The organism is Nocardia noduli (genome assembly GCF_019038455.1).
Lineage (GTDB): Bacteria > Actinomycetota > Actinomycetes > Mycobacteriales > Mycobacteriaceae > Nocardia > Nocardia noduli.
Map to the genome: position 1 here is coordinate 331095 of NZ_JAFMPL010000001.1, position 16620 is coordinate 347714.

The 16620-nt window shown below is 66.7% G+C and carries 18 protein-coding genes and 1 riboswitch; of the genes, 8 read left to right on the forward strand and 10 right to left on the reverse strand.

Features of this window, described 5'->3' with window-relative positions:
* Positions 1 to 347: 347 nt before the first annotated feature.
* The 3 genes from JZ792_RS01685 to JZ792_RS01695 form a co-directional block, all read right to left on the reverse strand.
* A complete protein-coding gene (locus JZ792_RS01685) occupies positions 348 to 1553 on the reverse strand; it encodes an aminotransferase-like domain-containing protein (RefSeq protein WP_216905945.1) in 1206 nt (401 codons plus the stop codon).
* A 488-nt stretch (positions 1554 to 2041) separates the two neighbouring features.
* Positions 2042 to 3046, reverse strand: a complete 1005-nt coding sequence (locus tag JZ792_RS01690) for a metallophosphoesterase family protein (RefSeq protein ID WP_216905947.1) — start codon at positions 3044 to 3046, stop codon at positions 2042 to 2044.
* A gap of 173 nt (positions 3047 to 3219) precedes the next feature.
* Positions 3220 to 4410 (reverse strand): hypothetical protein, encoded by a 1191-nt coding sequence (locus JZ792_RS01695; protein WP_498044234.1) that lies wholly within the window; start codon positions 4408 to 4410, stop codon positions 3220 to 3222.
* Positions 4398 to 4478: riboswitch (ZMP/ZTP riboswitch) on the reverse strand. Its footprint overlaps the gene before it by 13 nt.
* Positions 4479 to 5062: 584 nt before the next feature.
* On the opposite strand from JZ792_RS01695, the gene JZ792_RS01700 reads away from it, so the two are divergent.
* Positions 5063 to 5563 carry a response regulator gene (locus JZ792_RS01700; RefSeq protein ID WP_216905950.1) on the forward strand — a complete coding sequence of 167 codons (501 nt, stop codon included), beginning with the start codon at positions 5063 to 5065 and terminating at the stop codon, positions 5561 to 5563.
* A gap of 43 nt (positions 5564 to 5606) precedes the next feature.
* Here the strand turns inward: JZ792_RS01700 and JZ792_RS01705 are convergent, their stop codons facing one another.
* Entirely contained in the window at positions 5607 to 6011 is a 405-nt protein-coding gene (locus tag JZ792_RS01705) for a hypothetical protein (protein WP_216905952.1), read from the reverse strand.
* 122 nt (positions 6012 to 6133) lie between these two features.
* Positions 6134 to 7114 (reverse strand): zinc-binding dehydrogenase, encoded by a 981-nt coding sequence (locus JZ792_RS01710; RefSeq protein ID WP_216905954.1) that lies wholly within the window; start codon positions 7112 to 7114, stop codon positions 6134 to 6136.
* Positions 7115 to 7189: 75 nt separating this feature from the next.
* Between JZ792_RS01710 and JZ792_RS01715 the strand changes: the two genes are divergently transcribed.
* Positions 7190 to 7816, forward strand: coding sequence for a TetR/AcrR family transcriptional regulator (locus JZ792_RS01715; RefSeq protein ID WP_254189095.1), 627 nt, complete (start codon positions 7190 to 7192; stop codon positions 7814 to 7816).
* A 6-nt stretch (positions 7817 to 7822) separates the two neighbouring features.
* Here the strand turns inward: JZ792_RS01715 and JZ792_RS01720 are convergent, their stop codons facing one another.
* A complete protein-coding gene (locus JZ792_RS01720) occupies positions 7823 to 8431 on the reverse strand; it encodes a TetR/AcrR family transcriptional regulator (protein ID WP_216905956.1) in 609 nt (202 codons plus the stop codon).
* Positions 8432 to 8526: 95 nt separating this feature from the next.
* Here JZ792_RS01720 and JZ792_RS01725 point away from each other — a divergent pair, with 95 nt between their 5' ends.
* Both JZ792_RS01725 and JZ792_RS01730 read left to right on the forward strand, forming a co-directional pair.
* The gene (locus tag JZ792_RS01725) at positions 8527 to 9354 is read left to right on the forward strand and encodes an SDR family oxidoreductase (RefSeq protein WP_216905958.1); all 828 of its coding nucleotides are present in this window, start codon (positions 8527 to 8529) and stop codon (positions 9352 to 9354) included.
* Positions 9351 to 10436 (forward strand): NAD(P)H-dependent amine dehydrogenase family protein, encoded by a 1086-nt coding sequence (locus JZ792_RS01730; RefSeq protein WP_216905960.1) that lies wholly within the window; start codon positions 9351 to 9353, stop codon positions 10434 to 10436. Before JZ792_RS01725 ends, JZ792_RS01730 begins: the two co-directional genes overlap by 4 nt.
* A 70-nt stretch (positions 10437 to 10506) precedes the next feature.
* Here the strand turns inward: JZ792_RS01730 and JZ792_RS01735 are convergent, their stop codons facing one another.
* A complete protein-coding gene (locus JZ792_RS01735; RefSeq protein WP_109525807.1) occupies positions 10507 to 10962 on the reverse strand; it encodes a nuclear transport factor 2 family protein in 456 nt (151 codons plus the stop codon).
* Between the two features lie 230 nt (positions 10963 to 11192).
* Between JZ792_RS01735 and JZ792_RS01740 the strand changes: the two genes are divergently transcribed.
* Positions 11193 to 12671, forward strand: coding sequence for a TerD family protein (locus JZ792_RS01740; protein ID WP_216905962.1), 1479 nt, complete (start codon positions 11193 to 11195; stop codon positions 12669 to 12671).
* A gap of 133 nt (positions 12672 to 12804) precedes the next feature.
* Here JZ792_RS01740 and JZ792_RS01745 read toward each other — a convergent pair whose 3' ends face one another.
* Positions 12805 to 13755 (reverse strand): AEC family transporter, encoded by a 951-nt coding sequence (locus JZ792_RS01745; protein WP_216905965.1) that lies wholly within the window; start codon positions 13753 to 13755, stop codon positions 12805 to 12807.
* 90 nt (positions 13756 to 13845) lie between these two features.
* A complete protein-coding gene (locus tag JZ792_RS01750; RefSeq protein ID WP_216905967.1) occupies positions 13846 to 14310 on the reverse strand; it encodes an SRPBCC family protein in 465 nt (154 codons plus the stop codon).
* An 87-nt stretch (positions 14311 to 14397) separates the two neighbouring features.
* On the opposite strand from JZ792_RS01750, the gene JZ792_RS01755 reads away from it, so the two are divergent.
* Genes JZ792_RS01755 through JZ792_RS01765 form a run of 3 tightly spaced genes read left to right on the forward strand, consistent with a single transcriptional unit; the run spans position 14398 to position 15762 of the window.
* The gene (locus tag JZ792_RS01755) at positions 14398 to 14565 is read left to right on the forward strand and encodes a ribbon-helix-helix protein, CopG family (RefSeq protein ID WP_216905969.1); all 168 of its coding nucleotides are present in this window, start codon (positions 14398 to 14400) and stop codon (positions 14563 to 14565) included.
* A gap of 1 nt (position 14566) precedes the next feature.
* Positions 14567 to 14914 (forward strand): VOC family protein, encoded by a 348-nt coding sequence (locus tag JZ792_RS01760; RefSeq protein WP_216905971.1) that lies wholly within the window; start codon positions 14567 to 14569, stop codon positions 14912 to 14914.
* 2 nt (positions 14915 to 14916) lie between these two features.
* Positions 14917 to 15762 (forward strand): class I SAM-dependent methyltransferase, encoded by an 846-nt coding sequence (locus tag JZ792_RS01765; protein ID WP_216905973.1) that lies wholly within the window; start codon positions 14917 to 14919, stop codon positions 15760 to 15762.
* A 54-nt stretch (positions 15763 to 15816) separates the two neighbouring features.
* Here JZ792_RS01765 and JZ792_RS01770 read toward each other — a convergent pair whose 3' ends face one another.
* On the reverse strand, positions 15817 to 16617 hold the full coding sequence (locus tag JZ792_RS01770; RefSeq protein WP_216905975.1) for an alpha/beta fold hydrolase: 801 nt from the start codon (positions 16615 to 16617) through the stop codon (positions 15817 to 15819).
* Positions 16618 to 16620: the final 3 nt, after the last annotated feature.

A 16620-nucleotide genomic window follows, 5' to 3' on the forward strand; every position in this document is an offset into this window, starting at 1 on the left:
CATGCGCCACAACCTATCTCGTCAGGCATAGCTCGCGCATCGATCCGAGTGCCCCATACGCCGAGCAACTCGCCTGTCGTCATTACGCCACGCACGGACTTTGCCGACGCCGGGGACGTATACCACCTTGCCGGACGCACTCCGGCGGGCGACGATATGACAGTCGAGAGTCGCGACGACGGAGGTGGGCACGGCATCTGGGATGGAGCAGCGAAGCGCCGTTTGCCTTGGAGGACGATCGGTCGCCTCGTTGTCGTGGACTGTGCATTGTGATGAGAACCGGTTGTTCTCGCGTTCATCGCCGACCTCGGCATGGCTGGACGTGACCCGCTCACCGCCGACGCGGCTCACTCCGCGGCGAACGCGGCGGCGACCCGCCGCACCGCGATGCGCAGATCCTCCGGAGTGTTGTTGCTGAACCCCAGCCGGAATCGGTCGGTGTAACGGACCGCGCCGTCCGGATCGAAGTAGCGGCCGAGAGCGAAATCGGTGCCGAACCCGTTGGCTCGCGTCTTGACCGCGGCCAGATCGACGGCGGGGTCGGTGGCCTCGGCCCACAGGAAGATTCCGCCCTCGGGATCATCGAACTCGACGGCACCGCGCAGACTGTCGCGCAGTTCCGAGGCCAATGCCGCCGCGCGGTCCCGATACAGGTCACGCGCCGTGGACAGAATTCCGTCGAAGGTCCCCGGTGTGTGCAACAGTCGTGCCACGGCGGTCTGGGTGAGCAGCGAGGAATGCTGATCGGTATTGGACCGCAGCCGGGTGAGTGCGGGGACCAGCCGACTCGGTGCGACGATCCAGCCCAGTCGCAGCCCGGGGCCAAGCGTCTTGGAGAAGGTGTTGACCCGGACCACCGCGTCGCTGTCGACACTCAGGTCGTCGACGGCCGTGCCCGCGAATCGCAGGTCCCGGTAGGGATTGTCGGAGACGACGACGAATCCGTACTGCTCGGCGAGGCCGACCGCGCGGGCACGATCGGCCGCCGACAACGTCGTCCCGGTGGGGTTCTGGAAATCCGGGATCAGATACAGCAGTTTGAGCCGCAGGCCGTCGCGAAGCCGCTGTTCGAGCGAATCCAGATCCAGCCCCTCGGCCGAGACCGGGACGGGAACCACTCGCGCGTCGTAGTGCCCGAGCAGACGCAAGGCCAGCGGGAAGGTCGGGCTCTCCACCGCGACGATATCGCCGGGATCGAGCAGCGCGGCGAACAACAGGCTCAGCCCGTGCAAGGCGCCGTTGGTGATCAGGACGCGGTCGGCGGCGGTGCCCTCGTGCTCGGCGACCCACGCGCGCAACGGCTCGATCCCGTGCACCACCGAATACTGAAGCGCCACCGCCGATTCGGCCGGATCCGCCAGCGTCTCGGCGAAGGCGCGCCCGAGTTGCGCCACCGGCAGCGCCTCGTTCGCGGGCACCCCGCCGAGCAGGCGGATCGCGTCGGCGGCGAGTCCGGTCGTCGCCGGACCGAAACCGCCCAGCGCCGATTCGCGCGCGCCGAGCGTCGAGAGGAGGTCGGAGGTCTGGAATCCCGAATCGATCGTGGAGGTCATGGAAGTGCTCCTTCGTGGGAGGCGATGGATGTGGCCCCGCTCCATCACCACGACGTGATCGCAGGGAATCGCGCGGAAAGAGTTGTTGTTCAACGGCAGCGCGCGTCAGCGGCGCGACGGGGAGGGGCTCAGCGACGACAGCAACTCGGACAGAACATGGTCCGAGGAGTGCCCTTCGAGCGGTCGCGGAGCCGACGATGACAACACATACGCCGCTCCCTCCCACTCGACCCTGTCCGGAATCGCACCCGCGATCCCAGTGCAGTGTGCCCAACGCCGACGGGCCGAACAATAAACTTGGACTTCGGGAATCGTTCAGATTTCGTGAAGTATCGGTCCGGGGGATCGGCGCCGTATTCGTCGGGTGAACCGCAAGCGGCCGCGCGACACCGCTGGGATATCCGGCGGATCCGCCCTCCCCGAGTGAGATCGCGGCAGCCCGCCACGGACCGAGGTGTCGGTCTTCTCGAATCCCGGGTCGGTGACCATCACCTCCGTCGCGGGCTGCCGCTTACCGTGACCCGGGCGGGCTCGATCCCGGACAGGTCCCGGTGCACCACGTGGTTCCGGTCGGACAGTGAACCCAGGCTGTAGCGTGACTGCAACCCGAACAGTTGGGTGCGGGAACGGGCACTCCAGCGCCGGGCGGCTTCGGATCGGGTGGTCTGGAAAGTGACCATGTAGCCGCCTTCGTACAGTCGTAGCAGCGAGTAACCGGCGGGGTATTCCTTGATCGAGGCCACTTCCAGGAATTCCACCGGGACGGGGGAGTCCGGGCTCGTCCGTCTGTTTCGGTGGGTGTGTCCGCTGTGGTGCAGGAATACCCCCGGTGCGCGCGCGTAGAGTCGGTGCAGAGTGGCCGCGTCGTCCCGATCGAGGATGAAACCGGGGCCACCGGGATTGGTCCTGCCCGAGGCTCGCGTCACCGGGTGATGACCGAAAACCATTGTCGGCCGGTCCGGTTCGGCGCTCAGTACCGAGCGCAGCGCGGACATCTGCTCGGCGTCCACTTTCCCGCCGGAGCCGTCGAGTTCGGTCGTGTCGAGCCCGATCACCCGCAGCCCGCCCACGTCGTATTCGACCATGCGCTGTCGAGGGAGGAAATGCGCGCCCCAGCAGTCGTGATGCCCGGTTGCCCGCAGCCGTGGGCCGGACTGCCACTGGGCGCCGATTCGAGGCCGGTCGTGATTTCCTCGGCACACCAACAGATCTCGGCCGAATTCGCCCCAATCATCGAGCCTGCGCCTGAGCTCGCGGGATTGGCCGGGGGTGCCGTCATTGGTCAGGTCGCCCGCGAGCACGAGGTGGTCGACGTCGCGGTCCGGTGCGCGGACATCGGCGAGCAGCGCGTCCAGCATCACCTCCGGATAGGGGGCGAGGCCGGGCTCCTGCCGCACCCCGGTCGGTACCGCGGGCACGATCTGACCGCTCACCTCCTCGCCGAAGTGCAGTGCGGTGAGGACGGTTCTGCGGGACGGCTCGTGGTGGCCCATCGCGACCCCTGACGTGGATCTCGTCGTACATCGACGGACCCGACGCTATCGGCGCGATCATGCCGAGCCGTGAACGCCGGGCGAGGGGTATGGGTCCGGTGGTTGCCACTTTTCTGAACGGGTCGATCGCGGCGAGGGCTTCGGTCTTGAAACCCGGTTGTCGTCGGCTCCGGTCAGTGATGGAACATTCGGCGGTTTGTGCGGACGAGTGCGATGTCGTGTTCGCGGCATGCGCGGACGATCGTGTCGCCGTGGAGTGCTCCCGCCGGTTCGACGATGACCGCGACTCCGTGTTCGGCCGCGACGTCGACGTTGTCGCGAAACGGCAGGTAGCCGTCGGAAACCATGGTGAGGCCGCTGAGTCGTCGGCTCCGAGTTGCGGCTTCGATGGCTTCGATCGCGACGCCGGACCCGAGCAGAAGGTGTGCGAGTTCGTCGTGCTGTGTCGCGGTGAGAGTGCCTGCGGCGAAGGCGATCTGCCAGTTCAGTCGCTGCTGCCGCGGCAGGTTCGCCGGTAGGGGCAAGCTCCGGATGCTGTGATGGCGGCGTGTCCACCAGGTTCGTGCCTTGGCCCCGGCCAATTGAGTGCAGTCGACGCGTGACTGCTGTCCGGCTCCGACACCGATGGTCATGCCGTCGCGTACGAAGACCACGGTGTTCGATTGGGTGAAGCGGGCGGTGATCATGCCCAGCAACGCATCCGTGATCGAGGCATCGGTGAGCGCGGACCCGTCGACAGCGTCGAGCAGGTCCGCGGTGATCGGTCGGTGGTCGCGGTCCTGCTCGATCGCGACGCCGAAAACGGTGCGGATCTCGGTCGACGGCGGCCGGTAGGCGGGGTCGATCTCGAGGACGAGGAAGCGCCCTCGCTTTTTGCGGGCCAGCTTCGCGACGGTCCCGGGTGCGTATCCCGGCGCGATGATGCCGTCGGACACCACCGCGGCCAGCATTTCGGCCAGCTCGTCGTCCACGGGTTCGGATACCGCGACCATGTCCCCGTACGACGACCGGGGATCGGCGTCACGCGCCCGGACATACGCTGCGGCAACGGATCCCAGCCGCGCGGTGCCCAACCCCCAGCTCTCGCGCATGGTGTCGTCGAGTGGACCCGCCAACGCCGCGCCCGCAGGGGAAACATGTTTGAACGAGGCAGCTGCCGCCTTACCGACTGTCCGTCGCGCATCGGAAACGAGTTGCCAGGCATTGAGTGCATCCAGGTAGTTGATCATCGACGCGGAACCAGCCAACACCCTGAGGTGATCGCCGCTGCCGTCGATGACGCGCGCCTGCTGATGCGGATTCATTCCGTACCGCAAAGCCATAGTCGTGCACCACTTCCCGAAGTCGAATTCGGGAGCACCCAGGCGGACGACACTCCGGTCTTGCGCTTCCTCGTGGTCAGCTCCACGTGACGCCAGTCGCGCACGTAACTCTAGAACATGACGTCGCGGCGACGTCACGCCACCCGACGGCGCGAGAAGGCCGCAATCTATCGCTGCGAAGTCCGCGCGCTCGGTCGCGGAGGTCGACACGAACGCTGCGCGGCCGTGATCTACGGTGGCCGTCGCAACCGGGAGAAAGCCGTTGCGCATCACGATGTCGGTCGCTTCTTGATGTGGGGGACGCGAGAAGTATCGTCTGGAGAACCATTCGATATCGCGCTTACCTGGAACAATTCAAGACTGAAACCTTGTTGGCAACATTTTGGTTACGCACCCCGGAACTGGGCGTCGGATTGGTAACGAGAGGGTAGCGGGCCGATACCGACCGGTATCAACCTCCACAAAAAGACCGACCGGTATTGCGAACCGGTTTGTTCACACATAGCGTCGAGATCTCATTCGATAGCGGTTGCACACTGCGCCGCGGTCGAGGGAAGCGCGGTTCGGAGCGATCCGACGGAGCGTTTCGACTGGTGTCTGGGAGGACCTGCGCATGAGTCAGTACCCACCGGGGTCGCGGCGCTCCGCCGCTCGCAAGCAACACAGACCTGTGTGCCTGCGTGATTATTGGGCGGTGCCCGCGGAGGTGCTGGTCGTCGAGGACGATCGGGCGATCGCGGAAATGATCGGCATCGTGCTGGCGGGCCAGAGTCTGCGGCCGTGTGTGACGGGCTCCGGTGAACGGGCCATCACCGAATTCATGCGTTCGCGTCCACGGCTGGTGCTGCTCGATCTCGTGCTTCCCGATATCGATGGCGTCGCCGTGTGCAAGGCGATACGGGCGCTCGCGCCGACGCCCATCGTCGTCGTGTCGGCGAGCCGTGATCCGGAGATGATCGCGGCGGTGATGGCGGCGGGCGCCGACGATTACCTGCTCAAACCGTTCACCATTCGCCAGCTGGTGAAATGTGTCGACGCACACCTTCCGGCGACGTCGGTGCCCACACCGATCTCCTTGGCCGAAAATCTCGCCGAGGCCGCGCCGGTGCGGTCACCGCAGGTCATGACTCCCAATCGCGACAGCGTCCCGGCACCGGTCGGCACCGGGGCGTTGCAGCGGTCTCCGAATATGTGATCCGGCGGTAGTCGACGCTCCCGACCGAACGGCCCACTTCCCGTCAGACCCGCGCCAGCGAGCGCAGGAAGTGGGCGACCTCCTCGTGCGACATGCGTCGATACAGCAGGATCTGGGGCAGCGAGGGGGAGAAGTAGTCGCCGATTCGCTGGGCGCCCAGCACCAGGCGTGCGCCGGTCCTGCCTCGGAGGGCGGGTGGGGCCCACGACAGGATGAGCGGTTCCAGACAGGGATCGCCGGAGGTGTCGAAATAGCTGAAATGGCACAGAAGCCAGCACGGGCTGCATTCGGGTAGCGCCTCGATGATCTGCGCGAAGGTGCCCGCCGTGCCGGAACCCGTTCGGTGGACGGCGCCGTTGTCCGAGCGCAGTCGCAGGAAGCGATTCGGGACTCTCTCGTTGTGGAAGTCGTCGAGATCGTTGTGCACCACATCGAGCGATACGCGCACCGTGGGTCCTCTTACTGCTGAAGGCGGGTCGGTCGCCAATGTAGTCGAATGCCCGAGCAAGCGATCGGCGATCGGATCGCGCGTGACGGAATCGATGTGCTGGAAGAGGCGAAGCGGTGCGTTCACTTCGATGCCAGGCCCGATGGCGTCAGCACGAGCCTGCCGAACACCTCACCGGCATCCATCTTCCGGTGCGCGAGCGCGGCCTGTTCGAGCGGTAATACCTCGTGGACCACGGATTCCAGGTCGCCGCGACTCGCGGCGGCCAGCGATTCGGCCGTCACGGCACGGCGGTCGGAATCGGTCACCGTATTCGCGCTGAACGTCGCGAAGGACAGTGATCGCTGGAATGCCGCGAACATCCGCATCCCGAAGTCGGCGGGCGGGTTGCCCGCGACGACCCCGACCGCGACCATGCGGCCGTTCGGGCGCAACCGGTCGAAGAACGAGGGCAGATCGGCGCCCGACACGACGTCGATGATGACGTCGTAGCCGTCGGCTGCCTCGTCGGGGCCACCGCCGCAACGGTCGAGCACAGCCGTCGCGCCCAACGCGCGCAGTCGATCCCCGCGTTCGGGCGAGGATGTGGTGACCGCCACCGCGCCCGCGCCACCGCGCGCCGCGAACTGGACCGCCATGAGGCCGATGCCGCCCGCCGCGCCGCGCACCAGCACCGACTCGCCGGGGGCGAATCGGGCGTGACGTAGTCCGAAATGGGCCACGACCGAAGAACTTCCGACCGTCACCGCGTCGACGGCCGACATGTTCGCGGGCAGCGGCACCAGCGATTCGGCCGGAACGACCGCCTGCTCGGCATAACCGCCGCCGAGTCCGGCGAAACCCCAGACCCGCCGACCGATCCACGCGGTGTCGACGTCCGTGCCGACCGCGGCGACCGTGCCCGCTACCTCGCCGCCGAGGATGTGTCCCTCCCGAAATCCGTATTCGGGGAGGGTGCCGCGCCGGATCACCGAGTCGACGCCGCCGACGCCGATCGCTTCGGTGACGATCAGCGCCTGTCCCCGCTCGGGGCTCGGGTCGGGGAGGTCCACGACCTCGAGCCCGGTGGGATCGCCGAATGTTCGGATCGCAACTGCCTGCACCGTCGTCTCCCTTGGTTGGGTACCGTTCGACCGACGCTAACGGACGCTTCCGTCCGTTTACCGGAAGTGAGAGTGATGACCGACCGTTTGACTCACACCCCGCGCAGTGACGCCCTGGTCAACCGTGAACGCATCCTCGACGCGGCCCGCGAGGTGTTCGCCGCCGACGGGCTGAGCGCGCCCATGCGCGAGGTCGCCCGCCGCGCAGGAGTCGGCCCCGCGACCCTGTACCGCCACTTCCCGACGAAGGAATCGCTGATCACGGCGGCTTTCCGGGATCAGATGCGGGCCTGCCGCGCGATCGTCCACGAGGGACTCGCCGACCCGGACGCGTGGCGCGGCTTCTGTTTCGTGATCGAGGAGTTGTGCGTGCTGCACGCGCGCAACGGAGGTTTCACCGCCGCCTTCATGTCCGCGTATCCCGACGCCATCGACTTCGGCGCGGATCGCAGAGCGGCGCTGGCCGCGGTCGCCGAGGCGGCCCGCCGCGCCAAGGCGACCGGCCGACTCCGTCCGGATTTCGTCATCGACGACCTGATCCTCGTTCTCATGGCCAACGCGGGCATCGACGCGGAGACACCGCCGGAGCGCGTGGCGGCCTCCCGACGTTTCGCGGCGCTCGCGATCCAGGCGCTGCGCGCCGCCCCGGACGCCTCACCCCTCCCGCCGGTACCGCGATTGGCCCCCGCGATACCCCGCTGAGTCCGATCAGGAGGGCTCGACCCGGGCATCCTCGGCCTGCGCGCGCATCCCGACAATGCCGTGGAGCAGGAGATCTTCCAGCGACGCCGAGAATCCGTCTAGATCATCGATACCGCGCACGCACAGCGCGAAAAGCGCCGCGCCCGCGATGGTGTCGAGCACCGTGTCGGGATCGAGGCCCGGTCTGCCCGCTGTCCGATTCTCGGAGAGATACTCGGCCAGTTCGTCGCGGGTCGGGGTATCGAGCCGGGCCGAGAGTTTCTGGTACAGGCCCGCGTCCTCGCGCATCTCGGCCATCAGGCCGGGCATGGCGGCGCGGGTCTCGGCCGAGCCGAACAGTTGGATGGTCCCCCGGATCACCTTGCTGATCTCGGAGGTCAAATCGGGGGCGACCTGCTCGGAACCGACATCGGGAAATACCGCCTGGGCGATGAGATGCGCCTTGGACGGCCAGCGCCGATATATCGCCGGACGGCTGACCCCCGCGCGCGCGGCGATCGCGTCGATCGAGGTCGCGGTGTAGCCCTGTTCGACGACCAGGCTCCGCGCGGCGTCGAGCACGGCGCGGTCCACGGCGGGATCGCGGTGCGGGCCGAGTCGGTGGCGTGCGGTCACGAAATCCGTCCTTGTCGGTGCGGTCAGGAGTCGTTACAGTCTGTCACATCTAAGTCGTTACGCTATGTAACTGCTATGGGCTCGAGGAGGAGTTCATGTCCGCTACCCAGCCCCTCACCGATCCGCCCGACACCTATCGGCCGGTGCCGCTGCTCCTGGACAAAGTCATCGTGGTGTCGGGTATCGGCCCCGGACTCGGGCATTCGCTCACGATCGAGGCGGCCCGAATGGGCGCCGACCTGGTCCTGGTCAGCCGCACCGAGACGAAGCTGCGAAAACTGGCCGACGAGGTGGCGGCCCTCGGGCGCAGAGCCCTGGTGGCGACCACCGACATCACCGACGAACAGCAACGCCGCGCGCTGGTCGAACGCTCACTCGACGAATTCGGCCGGGTGGACTGCCTGATCAACAACGCGTTCGCCATTCCGCCGATGAACCCGATCACGCAGATCGAACTGGACGCGTTGCGCACCGCGAACGAGACCAATGTCTTCGCCCCGCTGCGGCTTTCGGCCCTCTTCGCCGATGCGCTCGAACGCTCGCGCGGGTCGATCGTCATGCTCAATTCCTGCGTTTCCTACAGCTCCCAGCCCGAATACTCCGGCTACAAACTGTCCAAGGGCGCGCTGGCGCATCTGGCGTCGTCGCTGGCCACCGAACTGGGGCCGCGCGGGATCCGGGTGAACAGTGTCGCGCCGTCCTATGTCTACGAGGGCATCAACAAGGCCTACTTCGACTGGCTCGCGAGCCAGGCCGGTGTCGACCACGCCGAGATCTACCGGCAGAAGGCGTCGCCGACCGATCTGCAACGGCTGGCCGGGCCGGAGGAAGTCGCCCGCGCCGCCCTGTTCCTGGCCAGCGATCTGGCCACCGCCGTCACCGGGCAGATGCTCACGGTGGACTGCGGCGAATTCCACCGATGACGACGGGAGTAGCGGTGAAACGAATCGTGCTGTGGGGGACCGGCGTCGTCGGCTCGATGGTGCTGGCCGAAATCGTGCGGCACCCACTGTTCGACCTGGTCGGTGTCGGGGTGAGCAATCCCGACAAGGTGGGCAAGGACGCGGGCGATCTGTGCGGGCAACCGAAAACCGGTGTGCTGGCGACGAACTCGATCGAGGAGCTGATCGCGGCGCGGCCGGACGCCGTCGTGCACTACGGACCCACCGCGGCGCTCGCCGACGAGAATATCCGGGTCATCGGGGCGTTCCTGCGCGCGGGTATCGACGTCTGTTCCACCGCAATGACCCCGTGGGTGTGGCCGAGAATGGACAAGTTGCCCGACGTGTGGCGCGACCCGATCACCGAAGCCTGCGCCGAAGGTGGCGCCTCGTGTTTCACCACGGGGATAGACCCCGGATTCGCCAACGATCTGTTCCCCATGACCCTCATGGGCCTGTGCGGTGAGGTGCGGTCGGTCCGCGCATCGGAACTGCTCGACTACACCGCCTACGAAGGCGACTACGAATTCGAGATGGGCATCGGCCATCCCCCGGAATTCACCGCGCTGCTGGAACATCCGGACCTGCTCGTCATGGCGTGGGGCGCGACCGTGCCGATGATCGCGTCGGCGGCGGGAATCGCACTCGACGACATCACGACCACCTGGGACAAATGGGTGACACCGCGGGATCGCCCCTCGGCCAAGGGCGTCGTCACCGCGGGCAGCGTGGCCGCGATCAGGTTCACCATCAACGGAATTTACCGCGGCCGTGAGGTGATCACCCTCGAGCACGTCAACCGGATCGGCCGCGACGCCGCACCCGACTGGCCCGCGGGCACCAGCGACGACGTCTACCGGGTGGATATCATCGGCTCGCCGTCGATCTCCCAGGAGACCTCGTTCCGTTTCACCGACGGCTCCGGCCGCACCCCCGCCGTCGCCGGCTGCCTCGCCACCGGAATGCGCGCCCTCAACGCGGTGCCCGCCGTCAACGATCTGCCGCAAGGCTGGGTGACCGCGCTGGATCTGCCGTTGATCCCGGGAAAGGGAACCATCCGCTGAATCGCGAAGATCCTCGACCGGATTACTCGGTCGAGGATCATGAGCGATGAGACCCGAGATATTCGGGTAACTACACGCGCCGGAAGGTGGGGGCGCTGTCGAACAGCGAGATACGCCATTCACCCTCTTCGTCGCGGCGGGCTTCCATGTGCACGTCGGCGACGAGCGCGGTATCGGTCTGCTCCTGCTTGGCGGCGACGCCCGCGGTGGTGAAGTACGCGAGGCCGAAATCGATCGTGGCCGAGTCCGCACCGCCGAAGTCGACCCGCAGGTTGTGCAGGGTGTGGCGATGGAACGGCACACCTTCCTCGGTGGCCTCGAGCCGGGCGTAACGGTCCTTGTAGAACTGCAGCACCTCGTCGCGGTTCTGTCGAACTGTGCCGCCGACGTTGTAGCGGACATCCTCGACCAACAGCTCACCCATGCCGACGAGCCCGTTGTTGACGTCGAGCTCATGGGCCCATTCGTGAACGAGCTGCTGGATGGCGATCGCCGAGGCTGCCTGCTCCAGATCGAATTTGACCATTTTCAATCCTCTTTCTCGCCGGCCGGTCCCGGCGTGTATCGCGACTCGACGCTACCTCCTGTCGCCCGCGCGCTGTGCAATACCGTCAAGGATTGTCAGGATGCGAACTCCGAGTCGTTCCGCACCGCGTGGGCCCGCGGTCACGCATCATGTTCGCTGTGGCGATGCCGACGGGCCATCACGGGACGCGTGCCACCCCTAAGGTGGACGGTGTCGAGGGAAGGGGAGTCATGGAGCTGGTCAAGGGCGCGAACGCGCCGATCACCGCCTCGGAGGTCCTGGTCGCCGTGGTCGCGGCGGTACCGGTCGATGTCGCGGCGCTGTTGCTCACGCCCGCGGGCAAGGTCCGCTCCGACGCCGACTTCGTCTGCTACAACCAGCCGACCGCGCCCGGGGTCACCGTGCAGCCGCCCGCCGCCGTCCGCGTCGTGCCGGGCTCGGTACCCGGCGATATCGACAAGATCGTGGTGACCGCGAGTCTCGACGGTTCCGGACCGGCCGACTGGGGTCAGGCGGGCCCGCTGCGGGTGACGGTCACCGATACGGCGACCGGGACGGTGCTGGCGACGTTCGCGCCGACCGATCTGGGCCGCGAGACCGCGCTGATCGCCTGTGAGATCTACCGGCGTCAGGGCGCGTGGAAGGTGCGCGCGGTCGGTCAGGGGTACGCGAACGGGCTGGCCGGTATAGCCACCGATTTCGGTATCAGTGTCGATGACGACGAACCGCAGTCGGCGCCGGTGTCCACCGGGCAGGCGTCGGCTCAGCAGGCGCAGGATCGATCCCGGCCGCTCGTTCCGCCGGTCGGCACCGCGCCGCAGCCCTATTCTGCGCCCCAGCCGTCCGGCACGCCGCAGCCTGAGCAGCCTTTCGTCGCGCCGCCCCAGCAGCCGTTCCCCGGCCAACAGCCGTACGCCGCCCCGCCGCAGCCGTACCCCGCGCAACCGCCCTATGCGGACGCCGCGCCTCAGCCGTACGGTGCGCAGCCGTATCCGGTGTCGCAATCCGGACAACCGCCGGGTCACGCCTATCCCCAACATCCGCCTGCGTTCGGTGCACCGCCCGCCGCCCCGCCGTTCGATGGGGCATCACCCGAGACCGCGCCGCGATTCGGCCAGCCGACGGTCAGCCTGGACAAGGGGCGAGTCTCGTTGCGTAAGAACGAGACCGTCTCGCTCACCAAGCAGGGTGCGCCGCCGCTGAGTCGCGTGCGAATGGGGTTGGGATGGGACCCCGCTGTCAGTGGACGCAATATCGATCTGGACGCCTCGGTCATCGCCTACGACAACCGGGCCAAGAAGCTGGTCAATGTCTGGTTCATGAGGCAGGAGGCGTTCAACGGCGTCATCCGGCATTCCGGGGACAACCTGACCGGCCGTGGTGAGGGTGACGACGAGGTGATCTCGGTCGATCTGACCGCGTTGGGCCCCGAGGTCTACGCCCTGGTGTTCACCGTCAACTCGTTCGCGGGACATACCTTCGACCAGGTCGGACGCGCCCATTGCCGCTTGGTGGACGATAATTCCGGCGCGGAACTGGTGCGTTTCGAATTGTCCAAGGGGGAGCGGATGACCGGTGCGTTCATGTGCATGTTGACTCGCGGCGCGCAGGGCTGGAATATGACGGCGCTCGGCGAGTACGCGAAGGGGTCGACGGTGCGCAAGATGGTCGACCCGGGAAAACGTTTCGTCCTGACGTCCCTCGGCTGATTTTCTCCCGAGAACCCAGGCGAGCGAACGGATCCCCGCAATCGGCGGGCAGACCACCCGGGTGCCGCCGAGCGAGTCCGAGCTGTCATTCGAGGGGAACGTGGCATCGGGTACGGGCCCCGATGCGACGGGCCTACGCCACGAGCAACGTCCAGACCGGGAGCAGTACCAAAGCCACGACCGTGGTCTTGACCACCACAGATCCGGCGAAATCGAGGCCCACGTTGTATCGTCCGGCGAGCACGAAGACGTTCTGCGGTGTCGGCATGGCCGCGAGCACCGTGAGGTACGCGGGCCACGGATCATCGACGTGGACAACATATTCGGTCACTGCGTAGACCAGCAACGGCAGAATCACGCATTTGAACACGATGACGGCGTTCTCGTCCGGGGTCGCGCCGCGCAGGCGCAGCGCGGAACCGCCCAGATGCAGGCCGAGCGCGATCAACGCGACCGGTGACGCCGCGTCTCCGGCGAAGGACAGGCCCGACAGGACCGATTCGGGTACCGGCCACGAGGCGAGATTGACGACGATCGCGGCGACGCACGCGACGACCACGGGCGTGGCCAACGCCGCACCGACCGATCGCGCGACGGTGACCGCCGGATGTCGATGGGTCTCGTGGTCGGTTCGGGCGAATTCGAGAATCGTCAGCACGACGACGGTCAGCAGGCAGACCTGCAGGATCAGGATCGGGAAAATCGGTGTGGCGTCACCGAACAGCTGCACGAACACCGGGATGGCGAAGTAGGCGGTATTGACCTGGCAGGCGGCCATCATCCGCAGCGCGGTGTCGGCGGGGCCGAGTTCGGTCCGGCGCAGGCAGAGCGCCGCGACGATCACCATACCGGTGATCGCCACGGCGGCGTACGCGCCGATCGCGGTGAGGTCGAACAGCTGCCCGAGATCGCTGCCGTAGAGTTTCGGAAACAGATACGCCGGAATCAACAGCAGGAACGCCAAGTCGCACAGTGGTTTCGAGATCTCGCTCGCGATGATCTTCCGCCGTGCCAGCCACCATCCCGAGACGACCAGCGCGGCGATGGGCAGCAGACGCGTCAGCGTCGCGGTGATCTCGTTCACCGAACCGTCCGAACCGTCATGGACATCGGTCGCCCGCGCGACGGTGGGTGATCCCCTGTCGCGCGGGCGAATTCTCCGATATTCGAGTGTCTATTTCTGGACTGTGCGGGCGAGGATGCCCAGCGTCGCGCGTAGTGCCGATTCCGGAATGATCGGGAAGATGCCCGCTTCCCGGTAGCGCGGCGCGATCTTGCTCCAGTCGTAGTACGAGGTGGCCAGGGTGCCGATCTCGCTGGGTTCGAGCCGGTAGCCGTAGAGGTGTTCGATAGGCGGCTGGATCGCGCCGGAGATCGTCCATTCCAGATGCGCGTCCTGCTCGAATTCGGTGATGATGACCGTCACGTCGTATTTGCCCATCGGGAAGTCGTTGAGCGACTCACGGTCCATGTGCACGACGAACTCGTCGCCGATACCGTTGACCGGCTTCCCCTCCGCCGATTGCAGCATGCCGGAACTGTCGATCGTGACGTGCCCCTCGGGGGAGCACAGCAGCGTGAAGATCTCCGCGGGTGACGCGGCGATCTGCCGCTGGACCTCGAACCGTTCTACCGTCATGCCCTCCACCCTCGCACATCCGGTCGGCGCTCGAATCGGTTCGGGAACGCCCTGTTCGCTAGCTTGCTAGGATGCTAGCATCGGTGGGTGGGCGACGAGGATGTGAAGCAGTTCAACGTGTACCTGCCGATCGGACTGATCAAAGAGGTCAAGTTCCGCGCGATCGAGACGGGTTCATCCCTGTCGGCATTGGTCGCGCAGGCATTGCGTGCCTACCTCGACGACACCGATCAGCAGACTCCGGGAAAGGAATGACATGACCACCGAAGGCATCGAAGCGGTATTCCTCGAAACGCATAATTGGGGCCGCACGGCCGGATTTCTCCGAGCGCTCGGCTTCGAGATGGAATTCGACACCGGCCACAATTCCGGCCAGTTCCGCAACGGTGAGGGGCGACCGTACGTCTTCGTCGCCGAGATCCCCCGGACCGAGCAACCCCGGACCCAACTGATGTTGAAGGTGACCGATCCCGAGCAGGTCCACCTCGACGGTGCCGTCGACGTGGTCACCGGCTTCGAGGAAACTCACTACGGCACACGGGAAATGACCGTCCGTGATCCGGACGGCCGACTCTGGGCCCTGCAAGCCCCGGGGAAGCGGTGACGATGGCGACCGCCGAGCCGGACAGTACCGCGGTCCGGGTCGCGCTGTGGCGGGCACTGCACGTGCTGGAGGATTCCGAGCCGCACGTGATCTCCGACGAGATCGGCCTGCGGCTCGCCGACGTCGACGACGATTGGCGAAATCGTCCCGATATGGACCCGAAGGCGACGAGTTCGTCTCGCGCGGGAATCGTCGCCCGCGCGCGATTCGTGGAGGATCTGCTCACCGAACAGGTCGAACACGGTGTCGACCAATACATTCTGCTCGGTGCCGGTCTGGACACCTTCGCCCAGCGCAGACCCGATCTCGCGACCAGGCTGACGATCTTCGAGATCGACCGGCCGCAGCCACAGGCATGGAAACGTCGACGTCTCGCCGACCTCGGATTCGGGGTGCCGGACCGATTGCGGCTGGTGCCGGTCGATTTCGAGACCGACTCGTGGTGGGACCGGTCGATCGCCGCCGGATTCGATCCGGGTCGCCCCGCGGTGGTGAGCTCCACCGGGGTCGCCATGTATCTGACCCGCGCTGCGAATATCGCTACCCTGAACCAGCTTTCGAGACTCGCCACCGGATCGACCGTGGCCATGACCTACCTGCAACCGCTCGAACTGGTCGGGCCGGACGAGCAGGCGATACGACAGGTCATCGAGCGCAACGCCCGCGCGTCGGGGACCCCGTTCCTGAGCTTCTTCGGCCCGGACGAGATGTTGCGTCTGGCGGGGGAGTCGGGTTTCGCCACCGCCGAGATCATTTCGGCCGACGACCAGACCCGCCGCTACTTCGCGGACCGCGCGGATGGTTTGCGACCGGCGGATTCGGAGCAGATGTTGAAGGCGACGACGTGACAGGCGTCGCGGGACAGGGGTCTTCGTTGTCGTGAAGCGTCGCCGACGAATCGTTCAGGCCTGGAACAGTTCGCGTAGTCCTTCCGCGTACGCGCGGGGATACATGCGCGGACCGGTATGTCCTCCGGGGAACCGCGCGACGCTCACCTCCAACAGGCCGGCGAGCGCGGGTGCGGTCAGCGCGATCACGCCGGTCGTCGTCGCACCGGCCGCGGGGATGATCGATGAGGAACGGGCGCGCAAAGCAGCCGTGTCGGGACGATACGCGCGCACGGCCGGAGCGTCGTGGGTGAGGAAGTACTCGAGATTCGCCGCCCGGTAGGGGCTGGGGCCGGGCAGGTCGACATCGGGTTCGCGATCGAGCGCCGCGAGACCGGCCAGTCGCGCGAACAGGGCCATGGCGGCGGGTACACCGTCCGCGACGTGCGCCTGTTCGATCTCGTACTGCGCCGTCGCGAGTTCGGAACGTTCGGGCTCGGAGAGCAGTGCGGCGGCGGGAGGTTCGTGTACCACGGCGAGCCGCACCACATCCGGGTGCCTGGTGAGCAGTTCCAGGGCGATGACCGCGCCGATACTGGAGCCGAAGACGGCGGCGGGCGTATCGGAGAGGGTTCGCAGGATCTGTGCCGCGTCGTCGGCGTGGGTGGAGATGTTCGACGGTGGTCCTGCGTCGCCACTGCGGGACAATCCGCGCCGGTCGAAGGTCGCCACGGTGAAATCGGTCGCCAGGTGGTCGGCGAGCCGGTCGTAGGTGTCGGCATCACCGTCCCCACCGGGGAGGAGCAGCAGGATCGGTCCGTTGCCCCGCGTGCGGTAGTAGAGCGCTGTGCCATCGGAATCGAGATCGGTTTCCATGGT